Raw genomic sequence first — 12,165 nt, 5'->3', positions numbered from 1 at the left:
TATCCGCGTAATAAAAAAAGCCCCGCTCTCATAAGAGAAGCGGGGCTTTTTTATTCTTCGGGTATTACGAGTTGAGTTACTCGTCACCCATTTGCGATTGCAGATAGTTCTCGATACCCACTTTATCGATCAGGCCCAATTGGGTTTCCAGCCAGTCGATATGCTCTTCTTCGGATTCCAGAATATCTTCCAGCAGTTCACGGCTGCCGAAGTCACCAACCGATTCGCAATGGGCGATCGCGGCCTTGAGGTCGGCATGGCCGGTGCGCTCGATACGCAGGTCGCATTCGAGCATTTCCTTGGTGTGCTCACCGATATGCAACTTGCCCAGGTCCTGGACGTTGGGCAGGCCTTCGAGGAAGAGGATGCGCTTGATCAGCTTGTCCGCATGCTTCATCTCGTCGATGGACTCGTGGTACTCGTGCTTGCCCAGCTTGTTCAGGCCCCAATCTTCATACATGCGCGCATGCAGGAAGTACTGATTGATCGCGACCAGTTCATTGGCAAGGATTTTATTGAGATGCTGGATGACTGTAATGTCGCCTTTCATGATGGGGTCCTGCCCTGTATTTAGTGGAACATGGGCAGAGTCTGAGCTGCATGAACATTACTGTCAAACCTAAGTTATTGAATAATATATGAAAATTAATCGGAATAAGAATGTTTGTGTTCCGCGTTTTGTCTCTAAGCGATTGAATTACAGGCATAAAAAAACCGGACGCCAGGTCCGGTTGTTTGTAACGCCGCTAATTATTGATTAAATCAGGCGACATTAAATTCCACAGGGTAGGGGATTGCCGCTTGGCTGCTCTGCAATTCGGTCAGGGTTTCGCGAACCACTTGCTTGGCCAGGCAGGCACATTTGCCGCACTGGCTGGCAACGCCGGTGGCCTGGCGTACTTCGCGGTAGCTGCAGCAACCTTCGTAGATCGCTTCGCGAATTTGTCCGTCGGTGACACCGGTGCAGAGGCAGACATACATAAGATGAGAACCGTCGCTGGTTAGGGCTCAATGGCGATGGATCTTAATGTTAACGAGAATGATTGTCAAAGTGGTTTCGACGCCCTTTGTTGCTGATTCTTGCTTGAGTGACGAACGGCTTTTCTTGGCATTAATGACAGATCATTCGCATTTTTCGCGTTGGAGGCCGGCCAGAGGAAAAACCACTAAGGACAGCTTAAAAACGCCGTGTATGATGGTCGGTCCTTGCGAAGAGGGCGCACGTCACGGGGCTGTCGTATCAGCATGGCAGGCTCGGGGCCAACCCTTCTTCTTCATTACTACGTCCACACCAGGAGATATCCAATGAGCGTACTCGTAGGCAAACAAGCCCCTGACTTCACCGTTCCGGCCGTTCTCGGCAATGGCGAAATCGTCGACAGCTTCACCCTGTCCTCGGCCATCAAAGGCAAATACGGCCTGGTGTTCTTCTACCCACTGGACTTCACCTTCGTGTGCCCGTCCGAGCTGATCGCTCTGGACCACCGCATGGCCGACTTCAAGGCACGCAACGTTGAAGTGATCGCTGTGTCCATCGACTCGCACTTCACTCACAACGCCTGGCGTAACACCCCGATCAATGCCGGCGGCATCGGTCAGGTTCAATACATCATGGCTGCTGACATGAAGCACGAAATCGCCAAGGCCTACGACGTTGAGTCCGAAGGCGGCGTGGCTTTCCGTGGCGCGTTCCTGATCGACGACAAAGGCGTTGTCCGCTCGCAGATCGTCAACGACCTGCCACTGGGCCGCAACATGGAAGAGCTGATCCGTCTGGTCGACGCTCTGCAGTTCCACGAAGAGCACGGCGAAGTCTGCCCTGCCAACTGGAAGAAAGGCGACAAGGGCATGACCGCTTCGCCAGAAGGCGTTGCTGCTTACCTGAGCGAGAACGCCGGCAAGCTGTAAGGCTTGGCGTCACGCATAAAAAAACCGGCCTTAGGGCCGGTTTTTTTATGCGGCAAAGGTAAGCGACTATTCAGTCGTCGAAATCCTGCCAGCCGCCCATCTGTTTCCAGCGGTTGACGATGCCGCAGAACAGCTCGGCGGTCTTCTCGGTGTCGTAGCGAGCCGAGTGGGCCTCGCGACCGTCGAAGTCGATGTCTGCGCTCTGACAGGCCTTGGCCAGCACGGTCTGGCCGTATGCCAGGCCAGCCAGAGTGGCGGTATCGAAGCTGGAGAACGGGTGGAACGGATTGCGCTTCATGTCCAGGCGCGCCACGGCGGCATTCAGGAAGCCCAGGTCGAAGCTGCTGTTGTGGCCTACCAGGATGGCGCGCTTGCAGCCATTGGCCTTCAGCGCCTTGCGCACCCCGCGGAAAATATCGGTGAGGGCGGTTTCTTCGCTCACAGCCATGCGCAGGGGATGGTCAAGCTTGATCCCGGTGAATTCCAGGGCTGCAGCTTCGATGTTCGCGCCTTCGAAAGGCTCGACCCGGAAGAAGTAGGTGTGTTCGGGGAACACGAAGCCTTTTTCGTCCATGCCGATGGTGGTTGCGGCAATTTCCAGCAGGGCGTCGGTGGCCGAGTTGAAGCCACCGGTTTCAACATCGACGACTACCGGCAGGTAACCGCGAAAGCGTGCCGCCATCGGATGGCGAGGACCGCCGCTGCTACCTTCTTGTTCGTCGTCGAAATGGTCGTCACTCACGAGTGATCCTCCAGCAGGCGCCAGCGCAGTTTTTCACCGGCGCGCAGCGGAATGACAGTCAGCTCGCCAAACGGCAGGCTGGCAGGAGCGGTCCATTCTTCACGGACCAGGGTGATGCTGTCGGTGTTGGCCGGCAGGCCGTAGAAGCGCGGGCCGTTGAGGCTGGCGAAAGCTTCCAGCTGATCCAGGGCATTGCGTTGTTCGAACGCTTCGGCGTACAGCTCGATGGCGGCGTAGGCGCTGTAGCAGCCGGCGCAACCGCAAGCGGCTTCCTTGGCGTGCTGGGCGTGAGGTGCCGAGTCGGTGCCGAGGAAGAACTTCGCGTTGCCGCTGGTGGCCGCATCCAGCAGGGCTTCCTGGTGGGTGTTGCGCTTGAGGATCGGCAGGCAATAGAAGTGCGGACGAATACCGCCCACCAGCATGTGGTTGCGGTTGTACAGCAGGTGGTGCGCGGTGATGGTTGCGCCAACGTTGGCCGAAGCCTCCTTGACGAACTGCACGGCTTCAGCGGTGGTGATGTGTTCGAACACCACTTTCAGGCTGGGGAAGCGTTCAACCACACGCCGCATGTGCTCGTCGATGAAGATTTTCTCGCGGTCGAAGACGTCGACGTCGCCGCGGGTTACCTCGCCGTGGATCAACAGCGGCAGGCCGACTTCGGCCATGGCTTCAAGCACCGGGAAAATCTTGTCGATGCTGGTCACGCCCGAATCCGAGTTGGTGGTCGCGCCGGCCGGGTACAGCTTGGCGGCGTGGACGAAACCGCAGGCCTTGGCCGCGCGGATTTCCTCCGGCTGGGTACGGTCGGTCAGGTAGAGCACCATCAGTGGCTCGAAGCGGCTGCCGGCCGGGCGCGCAGCTAGAATGCGCTGGCGATAGGCGTCGGCTTCCGCGGCGTTGCGCACCGGAGGTACCAGGTTGGGCATGATGATGGCGCGGCCAAAGGTGCGCGCGACATCTGCGACTGTATTGGGCAACACGGCCCCATCGCGAAGATGAATATGCCAGTCGTCGGGACGCAGCAGGGTCAGGCGGTCGGACATTGGAGGTTCCAGGCGGGTAAAACTCGGGGGAATGCTACCGGAAAAGACTCTTCCAGGCACTCGCTATCAAGTTTTGCGACGAGCAACCGATATCCCGAAGGTATGGCGTATTAACGCCTGTCGATTTTTCTGTTGTACACGTCAGTGGAGCCTCCCGTGCGCCAGCGTTATCTAGCCTTGCTCAGTGTGTTTGCCAGCCTGCCTGCGATGGCTCTCACTTTCCAGACTCGCCTGGAGAGCATTGAGTGGACGGTCGAAGGTGACAAGTTCGAGTGCCGCCTGATCCAACCGGTTACCGATTTCGGTTCCGGCGAATTCGTTCGTCGCGCCGGCGAGCAGGCGATTTTCCGCCTCAAGAGTTTCAACCCCATGCAGGCCGGTGGTTCCGCGACCCTGCTTGCGGCCGCCGCCCCCTGGCAGCCGGGGCGTGGCGACATCAACCTCGGGGCGGTCAAGGCCGGTACCGATGGGGTGCTGTTCAACAGCAACCAGATGCAGGCCGGACGTCTGATCGTCGGTTTGCTGGAGGGGCGCAGCCCGGTGGTCCGGCACTTCTCCCGCGAAGGCGGAGTGTCCGAGGTACGCCTGTTGCCGGTGAAGTTCAGCAAGGCCTACAGCGACTATCAAAGCTGCATGGCCAAGCTGTTGCCGATGAACTATGAACAGGTCAAGCAGGCCGAGATCGGTTTCCCCGGGGGGGCATCGACCTGGACGCCCGGGCCAAGGCCAAGCTGCAAGTGATGGTGGACTTCATCAAGGCCGACCCCACGGTCAATCATGTCGAATTGGACGGGCACTCTGATAACAGTGGCAACCGCCTGACCAACCGTGACCTGTCGCGCCGTCGTGCGCTGGCGGTCATGGAGTTCTTCAAGGCCAATGGCCTGGCGGAAAACCAGATCGTGGTGCGCTTCCATGGCGAGCGCTATCCCCTGGCCCCCAACACCAATGCGGCCAACCGGGCGAAGAACCGGCGGGTCAATGTGCATCTGGAGCGGGTCGCTCCTGCCGAAAAGCCGGCCCCAGCGCCTCAGGCGGCTTCCGGATCCAGCGCAGCGGCGACTTCCTGATACGGCTGTCGTCGTCGCTCGCTCGACATAATCTGTCGCTTGGTCGTCATAAGCTGTCGCGCCTCTGTAAATTATCCGCGTGGATCGGTAGACTTGACGGCTTTCCGTACAACCCCGTGGAGTGATGGCATGGCGGACGTTAACAAGGTCGTTCTGGCGTATTCGGGCGGCCTGGACACTTCGGTGATCCTCAAGTGGCTGCAGGATACTTACAACTGTGAAGTAGTGACTTTCACTGCTGACCTGGGCCAAGGCGAAGAGGTCGAGCCGGCCCGCGCCAAGGCGCAAGCCATGGGCGTCAAAGAGATCTACATCGACGATCTGCGCGAAGAGTTCGTGCGTGATTTCGTCTTCCCGATGTTCCGCGCCAACACCGTCTACGAAGGCGAGTACCTGCTGGGTACTTCCATCGCTCGTCCGTTGATCGCCAAGCGCCTGATCGAAATCGCCAATGAAACCGGCGCCGACGCCATTTCCCATGGCGCCACCGGCAAGGGCAACGATCAGGTGCGTTTCGAACTGGGCGCCTACGCCCTCAAGCCGGGTGTGAAGGTGATTGCCCCTTGGCGCGAGTGGGACCTGCTGTCCCGCGAGAAGCTGATGGACTACGCCGAGAAGCACGGGATCCCGATCGAGCGTCACGGCAAGAAGAAATCCCCGTACTCGATGGATGCCAACCTGCTGCACATCTCCTATGAAGGTGGCGTGCTGGAAGACACCTGGACCGAGCACGAAGAAGACATGTGGCGCTGGACTGTCTCCCCGGAGAAGGCCCCAGATACCCCGCAATACCTGGAACTGACCTACCGCAACGGCGATATCGTGGCACTGGACGGCGTCGAGATGACCCCGGCCACCGTGCTGGCGACCCTGAACCGCATTGGTGGCGAACACGGTATCGGTCGTCTGGACATCGTCGAGAACCGTTACGTGGGCATGAAGTCCCGCGGCTGCTACGAGACACCTGGCGGCACCATCATGCTGCGTGCTCACCGCGCCATCGAGTCCATCACCCTGGACCGCGAAGTGGCTCACCTCAAAGACGAGCTGATGCCCAAGTACGCCAGCCTGATCTACACCGGCTACTGGTGGAGCCCTGAGCGTCTGATGCTGCAACAGATGATCGACGCCTCCCAGGCCCACGTGAATGGCGTGGTACGCCTGAAGCTGTACAAGGGCAACGTGATCGTGACCGGTCGCAAGTCTGACGAGTCGCTGTTCGACGCCAACATCGCTACCTTCGAAGAGGACGGCGGTGCCTACAACCAGGCGGACGCAGCTGGCTTCATCAAGCTCAACGCCCTGCGCATGCGCATTGCCGCGAACAAGGGTCGTACCCTGGTCTGATGCTTTGAGTGGTTGAAGAAAGCCCCGCGATAAGCGGGGCTTTTTTTTGCCCTGGATAATTGCAGTGAGCGTCGGGGCCTAATTCAGATCAGCAAATGGCTGTTGGGCAAGGTAAGCCACTTCTTGATGGGCGAAGTACCAAGTACCGCTACTGAGAGTGCTTGTAGGTTGGAGTTTTATTAGTACGAAAAGTAGCTGATTTGACGATTGATCCTAGGCGGTTTGGATATTGAACCACTTTTATCTAGGTCGTTTTGTAAGGCAATTCGGTATTGTTTGTAAGGATCGTCCTCGTAAGGTCGTAGCCCTCTGTAGCACGGTGTCAGAGTCAATTCTCTGGGGTATTGTGCGGGCTCTAAAAAAACTCTCAGGACTGAGATGGACCTATGAAAAGAGTATTGATCGTGGATGATCACCCTGTTGTCCGTTTGGCTGTGCGCATGTTGATGGAGCGCCATGGCCTTGAAGTAGTAGCGGAAGCAGATAACGGCACGGATGCATTGAAGTTGGCTCTTGAATATGTTCCAGACATCTTGATTCTGGATATTGGAATTCCGCAACTTGATGGGCTCGAAGTTATAAACCGGCTGATGTCCAGAGGTATGTCGATCAAGATTCTGGTATTGACCCTGCAAGTTCCTGGGCCTTTCTCCATGCGCTGCATGCAGGCCGGTGCTGCCGGTTATGTGTGCAAGCAGCAGGACATCACCGAGCTGTTGAGTGCCGTGCGTGCGGTGCTTGCGGGATACAGCTACTTCCCCAATGAGGCCTTGCATACTTTTCGCTCAAGCCAGGGCATCAGCAGTGAGCAGCAGATGATCGAGCTGCTTTCAGGGCGCGAATTGATCGTATTGAAACAACTCACCAACGGCATGAGTAACAAGGAAATTGCCGAGGGGTTGTGCTTGAGCAACAAGACCATCAGTACCTACAAGCGCCGGTTGCTGGCCAAGCTCAATGCTCGTTCACTGGTTGATCTGATCGAGTTCGCTCAACGGCATCGGTTGATATGAGCCTTTAGAGCACGTGCGCATTGAGACGGTGTTGCTGGATGGGCTCGCTTGAGTGCCGACGCAGCCGGTCAGTGGGGGAGGCTGACCGGCCAGATTTGCGGCTGGGCACAGGTACAAAAAACCTCCATGGGGAGGTTCTTTTGTGACTAGAGGTCAAAGTCGTAATCGGCCAACTGTTTTTGCAGGCGCCGTTCCTCGAGGAGATTGTCGATGGTCCGGCGCTTGCTCAGATTGGTTTTCGCTACTTCGACCACCGGTTCTGCGTCATCTGTTTCAGCTGCGACGAAATCGTCTTCTACGTCCAGTTGTTCTTTGCCAGTACTCATAAGGTCGACTCCAGGCTAGGACTGCCATTGGCGCTCCTTATATCGATATTCTCCTGGCGGGTAAAAAAGATTTTTTCAATCGATCTATCGGCAAAATCAATGCTTGCTCAATCGTCGGAAGTCTTTTGCTTGTATTCGCACAGGTCTTCGATTCGACAGCTGCCACAGCGTGGCTTGCGTGCCAGGCAAACGTAGCGGCCGTGGAGGATCAGCCAGTGATGGGAGTCCAGCAGAAACTCCTTGGGCACGAACTTCATGAGTTTCTTTTCGACCTCGACCACGTTCTTTCCCGGGGCCAGCCCGGTTCGGTTGCTGACCCGGAAGATATGGGTGTCCACCGCCATGGTCAGTTGCCGGAAAGCGGTGTTGAGGACCACGTTGGCGGTCTTGCGGCCCACCCCGGGCAGAGCCTCCAGCTCTTCCCGGGTCTGTGGCACTTCGCTGTTATGGCGTTCCACCAGCAGGCGGCAGGTCTCGATGACGTTCTTGGCCTTGCTGTTGTACAGGCCGATGGTCTTGATGTATTCGGACAGGCCTTCGACACCCAGGGCGTAGATTGCCGCTGGGGTATTGGCTACGGGGAAGAGCCTGGCAGTTGCCTTGTTGACCCCGACGTCGGTCGATTGCGCCGAGAGAATCACCGCGATCAGCAGCTCGAACGGCGAGGAATAGGCCAGCTCGGTTTTCGGTTCGGGGTTGTCTTCGTGTAGCCGGCGAAAGATTTCCAGGCGTTTGGCGGCATTCATGGGTGATTCATTTCCTCGAAGGCGGTCGGTTTAAGGTCCAGGGGCCGGCCCAGGCCCGTTTTGCGGCCAGCAGCGCACCCAGCAGGATAAAACCGCCGGGGGCGAGGGTCAGCAGGCGTAGCCCCCCATATGGCAGCACGACCCAGCCGCTGCCTGCATCCGGCTGGCCGACAAGCCAGCCCAGATGGCTGCCCAGCGTACCAGCGCCCAGCAGCTCGCGCAGGGCACCCAGGCCGATCAGGGCCACACAGAAAGCGCCGGCCAGGCGCAGTCGGTTGCGGTGCTGGAAGAAACCCGCCTGTTCCAGTACCACGCATTGCAGGGGCAGCAGGCCCAGGTACAGGCTCAATTGCTGGTGCAGCTCATAACTCCAGGCCTGCAGCGCCAGCCACAGGCAACTGCCGAGGCTGGCGCTGAGCAGCAGGCTGGCCAGCCAGTGGTGGCGGGCCTCGATGGGCGGACGCAGCAAGCGCATGCCGGCGCCGTAGAGGCCGATCAGCAATACCCAGGCCAGGGCCAGGCCGATTGCCTTGACCCAGGAGTCCGTAGCCCCGATCAGGGTTGGCAGCATCAGCAGCCCCGGCAATGACAGCGGCTTATTCATGAGGCGTTCCAGGGAGCAGTTGTCCGCGGTGTTCGTCGAAGTAGCGCAAGGCATCATGCAAGGCACTGATCACCGCACGGGAAGTGATGGTGGCGCCGGCAATCTGATCGAACTGCCCGTTGTCCTTTTTCAAGGCCCAGGCGCTGTCGCCCGGATCATTGCGGGATTTTCCTGAAAACCCCTGGAGCCAGGCATTGGGCCAGCTGGCGATACGTGCTCCCAGCCCCGGAGTCTCATCCTGCCGGAGGGTCTTGCTGCCCAGCAGGCGCCCCTGGGGGTCGATAGCAATCAGCAACTCGATGGGGCCGGCGTAGCCTGTGACCTGGCTGCGCAGCAGCACGGCGCTGGGCCGGCCATTGCGGGTGGCCAGGTAGCCATCGAGCAGGCGACTGTTGCTCAGTTGCCCATCGGCCAAGGGCAATGGCTGGTCCAGGGGCTGGTTGTCATAGCTGCCGGCGGGCAGCACATCCAACAGCTTGCGTGCCTGCAAGGCCCGTTGTTCGGCTTCTATGCGTGGAGTGGCGGCATATTGCAGCCACAGGGTGGCACCGATGCCCAGGGAGCCGAGCAGCATCAGCAGCAACAGGCTGCTAGCCCCTTTCATGAGGGGCGCTCCAGCGGTTTTTCGGAGCTCAGGCGCTCCAGGGCCGGTACCGCCAGGTTCATCAGCAGCACGGCGAATGCGAGCCCGTCGGGGTAGCCACCCCAGGTGCGGATCAGGTAGGTGAGCAGGCCAACGCCAACGCCAAACAGCAGGCGGGCCTTGGCGGCCTTGGGGCCGGACACCGGCTCGGTGACGATAAAGAACGCACCGAGCATGCTGGCGCCGCTGAGCAGGTGGAACAGCGGCGAACCGTGGGAGTCGGAGCCGCTGCCGTTCCAGCACAGCAGGCTGATCAGCAGCAGGCTGCCAAGCATGCCCACGGGCGCTTGCCAGCCGATGACCCGCTGTTGCAGCAGAAACAGGCCGCCAGCGAGAAATCCGAGGTTGACCCACTCGGCACCACGGCCGCCGAAGTGACCGAAGGCGGGGTTGCCGGCAAAGAGTTCATCGACGGTCAGGCTCTTGTTGATCCGCAGGCTGTCCAGCGCCGTGGCCTGGGCCCAGGCGTCCGGGGGCGGGTTGCCTCCCAGGCCGAATACCTGTTGCAGCCCGCCGAGCAGATCCAGGGCATGGGGCGTGGGCCAGTGAGTCATGGATTGCGGGAAGCACAACAGGGCCAGCGCATAGCCCAGCATGGCCGGGTTGAAGGGGTTCTGGCCGACACCGCCATACACCTGCTTGCCCAAGAGCACGGCGCTGGCGGCAGCGCTCAGCGGCAGCCACCAGGGGCAATAGGGTGGCAGGGCCAGGGCCAGCAAGGTGGCACTGACCAGCGCACTGCCATCGCTGAGGGCAGGTTGCAGGTGACGCCGCCGCAGGAACAGCACCAAGGCTTCCATGGCCAGGGCCCCACTGGCTGCCAGCAGTAGATTCAGCAGTGGCCCCCAGGCATACAACCACAGCAGTACCAGCAGCCCCGGCAGCGTGGCCAGCAGCACGCGCTGCATGGCCTGGCGCAGGCGCGGGTCGACTGTTTCAGGGCACGTCATGGGCGTTTACCTGGCGCTCGGCTTCGCTCAGGCGGGCTTGGGCCTGGGCCAGTTGTTCGCGGCTGGTATCGGTCTGGCGTTGCAGTTTGCTCAGTTCGGCTCGGGCGTAGGCCAGTTCGGTCTTCAGTTGTCGCAGTTGTGGGGCGATCGGGCGTTTCTCGATCCGCTCCAGTACTGGTGCCGGTTTGCCACTGGCGTCTTCCGCGGCGTGCAGCGCCTGTTCGGCCGCCGCCAGGGCCGCGGCCAGGGTTTGCAGTTCGGCTTCGGGGGCTGCTGCGGCCTGGGCCTTTTTCAGTTCGGCGCGGCGCATCGCCAACTGGATCTTGGCTCGCTTGAGGTCGGCATCCCGGGCCACCGGCGCGGTCGGTGGAGGCGCCTGGGTTTCCAGTTGGGCCAGTGCCTGCTCGGCCACTTCGAACTGGCGCTGCAGGACGACCAACTGCGATTGCTGCTCGAAGGTCGGCGGATGACCGAAGGCCTTGAGGGATTTGTGCAATTGGGCGCGACTCATGGCCAGCTCGATCTTGGCCTTTTTCAAGGCGGCATCGGCCGCCGCGGCTTTCTGCGCGCGGACCCGCTCGATAGCCGACTGAACCGGGTCTTGGCTGGCGTCGCTGGCCTGGGTGGCGCGCTGGGCCCTGGCCTGACGTTCGGCCAGGCGCCGGGCCTCTTCGCGCTGCAAGCGATCATTGCGCTGCTCGAAGCGGCGCCGGGCGTGATCGCGTTTGGCGGCGCGAGCCTGCAACTGCTCGGCGCTGCTGGCCAGGCCGCCGACAATGGGCAGCACTCGGGCCATGGGCAACGGCAGCATGTCGATGCAATCCACCGGGCAGGGCGCCACACAGAGGTCGCAGCCGGTGCATTCGTCGATCAATACGCTGTGCATGAGCTTCGCCGCGCCGACGATGGCGTCTACCGGGCAGGCCTGGATGCACTTGGTGCAGCCGATGCATTCGGCCTCGCGGATATGGGCGATCTGCGCCGGGGCTTCGCCACGGCTGTGGTCCAGTTCTACCACCGGCAGCTGGAGCAGTTGTGCCAGGCCGGCGATGGTTTCCTGGCCCCCTGGCGGACACTTGTTGATGGCCTCGCCACTGGCGATGCCCTGGGCGTAGGGTTTGCATCCGGCGTGGCCGCACTTGCCGCATTGGGTCTGGGGCAGAAGGGCGTCGATGCGTTGAATCAGACTCATGTCTTGGGCAGTCCGTTGAAGCCGAAAAACGCCACTGCCAGCAGGCCGGCGCTGATCAGGTCGATCGGCAGGCCTTGCCAGGGCAGGGGAATATCGTTGGTGGAAATACGCTGGCGCAGGTCATTGAACAGGCTCAGTACCAACCAGAAGCCCAGCCCGGCACCCAGGCTCATGGCGCCGAGGGTCGCCAGCCCGAGGTTTTCCCCGCTGGCGATCAACAGCAGGCCGAGCATCCCGGCATTGGCCAGCAACAAGGGCCAGAGGCCATCGAATGGCAAACCGGGCAGGGCCCGGGGCAGCCAGTGTAGCGCCGGCCTGATCAGCAGCACACTCAGGGACAACCAGGCAAACAGCTGCAAGGACTGCAGCCCCCAGGGCACCAGCACGCCACGATAGAGGACATGGCCGAGTACGCAACTGACCAGCATCAAGACCGTCGTTGCCAGGCCCAGCGCATGGATCCGAAGCCGAGCGCTATCAGCTGAGGCCTGCAGCAGCGGGTCGACGCCCAGCGGCCACTGCAACACGAAGTTGTTGATCAGGGCAGTGCTGACAAGGGCGAGGAGGAAGTCGGTCATGGT

At 60.3% G+C, this 12,165-nt stretch carries 14 protein-coding genes and 1 pseudogene; 4 read left to right on the top strand and 11 right to left on the bottom strand.

The genetic code is table 11. The features are described from left to right. Positions 1-76: 76 nt before the first annotated feature. Positions 77-550, bottom strand: a complete 474-nt coding sequence (gene bfr / locus KI242_RS24825) for a bacterioferritin (RefSeq protein WP_011063113.1) — start codon at positions 548-550, stop codon at positions 77-79. A 212-nt stretch (positions 551-762) separates the two neighbouring features. Beyond that, positions 763-981 (bottom strand): bacterioferritin-associated ferredoxin, encoded by a 219-nt coding sequence (locus tag KI242_RS24820; protein ID WP_011063112.1) that lies wholly within the window; start codon positions 979-981, stop codon positions 763-765. Between the two features lie 324 nt (positions 982-1,305). Between KI242_RS24820 and KI242_RS24815 the strand changes: the two genes are divergently transcribed. Then, positions 1,306-1,908: a peroxiredoxin gene (locus tag KI242_RS24815; RefSeq protein ID WP_011063111.1), complete on the top strand. Its 603-nt coding sequence runs from the start codon at positions 1,306-1,308 to the stop codon at positions 1,906-1,908. A gap of 70 nt (positions 1,909-1,978) precedes the next feature. Here KI242_RS24815 and rnt read toward each other — a convergent pair whose 3' ends face one another. Further along, positions 1,979-2,650, bottom strand: a complete 672-nt coding sequence (gene rnt / locus KI242_RS24810) for a ribonuclease T (protein WP_011063110.1) — start codon at positions 2,648-2,650, stop codon at positions 1,979-1,981. Then, positions 2,647-3,693, bottom strand: coding sequence for a dihydroorotase (gene pyrC, locus KI242_RS24805; RefSeq protein ID WP_011063109.1), 1,047 nt, complete (start codon positions 3,691-3,693; stop codon positions 2,647-2,649). Before pyrC ends, rnt begins: the two co-directional genes overlap by 4 nt. Positions 3,694-3,849: 156 nt before the next feature. Here pyrC and KI242_RS24800 point away from each other — a divergent pair. The 3 genes and pseudogenes from KI242_RS24800 (at position 3,850) to KI242_RS24790 (ending at position 7,123) form a co-directional block, all read left to right on the top strand. Continuing rightward, positions 3,850-4,763, top strand: a pseudogene (locus KI242_RS24800) (OmpA family protein). Between the two features lie 129 nt (positions 4,764-4,892). Continuing rightward, entirely contained in the window at positions 4,893-6,110 is a 1,218-nt protein-coding gene (locus KI242_RS24795) for an argininosuccinate synthase (protein ID WP_011063107.1), read from the top strand. A 386-nt stretch (positions 6,111-6,496) separates the two neighbouring features. After that, positions 6,497-7,123: a response regulator transcription factor gene (locus KI242_RS24790; protein ID WP_011063106.1), complete on the top strand. Its 627-nt coding sequence runs from the start codon at positions 6,497-6,499 to the stop codon at positions 7,121-7,123. Positions 7,124-7,269: 146 nt separating this feature from the next. Here KI242_RS24790 and KI242_RS24785 read toward each other — a convergent pair whose 3' ends face one another. From KI242_RS24785 to KI242_RS24755, 7 genes are all read right to left on the bottom strand, one after another. Then, positions 7,270-7,449 (bottom strand): hypothetical protein, encoded by a 180-nt coding sequence (locus KI242_RS24785; RefSeq protein ID WP_011063105.1) that lies wholly within the window; start codon positions 7,447-7,449, stop codon positions 7,270-7,272. 107 nt (positions 7,450-7,556) lie between these two features. After that, positions 7,557-8,195 (bottom strand): endonuclease III, encoded by a 639-nt coding sequence (gene nth, locus KI242_RS24780; protein WP_015636814.1) that lies wholly within the window; start codon positions 8,193-8,195, stop codon positions 7,557-7,559. A 7-nt stretch (positions 8,196-8,202) separates the two neighbouring features. Beyond that, positions 8,203-8,799 (bottom strand): Rnf-Nqr domain containing protein, encoded by a 597-nt coding sequence (locus tag KI242_RS24775; RefSeq protein ID WP_212805628.1) that lies wholly within the window; start codon positions 8,797-8,799, stop codon positions 8,203-8,205. Further along, positions 8,792-9,403: an RnfABCDGE type electron transport complex subunit G gene (locus KI242_RS24770; protein ID WP_194237120.1), complete on the bottom strand. Its 612-nt coding sequence runs from the start codon at positions 9,401-9,403 to the stop codon at positions 8,792-8,794. Before KI242_RS24770 ends, KI242_RS24775 begins: the two co-directional genes overlap by 8 nt. Then, complete coding sequence (locus KI242_RS24765) at positions 9,400-10,392, bottom strand: RnfABCDGE type electron transport complex subunit D (protein WP_212805627.1); 993 nt, start codon at positions 10,390-10,392, stop codon at positions 9,400-9,402. Before KI242_RS24765 ends, KI242_RS24770 begins: the two co-directional genes overlap by 4 nt. Next, the gene (locus KI242_RS24760; RefSeq protein ID WP_053159919.1) at positions 10,379-11,584 is read right to left on the bottom strand and encodes an RnfABCDGE type electron transport complex subunit B; all 1,206 of its coding nucleotides are present in this window, start codon (positions 11,582-11,584) and stop codon (positions 10,379-10,381) included. The genes KI242_RS24765 and KI242_RS24760 overlap by 14 nt, the downstream gene beginning before the upstream one ends. Next, entirely contained in the window at positions 11,581-12,162 is a 582-nt protein-coding gene (locus KI242_RS24755) for an Rnf-Nqr domain containing protein (RefSeq protein ID WP_212806400.1), read from the bottom strand. Before KI242_RS24755 ends, KI242_RS24760 begins: the two co-directional genes overlap by 4 nt. Between the last annotated feature and the right edge of the window lie 3 nt (positions 12,163-12,165).

The sequence above is a fragment of the Pseudomonas sp. Eqa60 genome, assembly GCF_018326405.1.
Classification (GTDB): domain Bacteria; phylum Pseudomonadota; class Gammaproteobacteria; order Pseudomonadales; family Pseudomonadaceae; genus Aquipseudomonas; species Aquipseudomonas protegens.
Note: the sequence above shows the minus strand (reverse complement) of the source record. Positions and strands in the feature narration are given on the sequence as shown.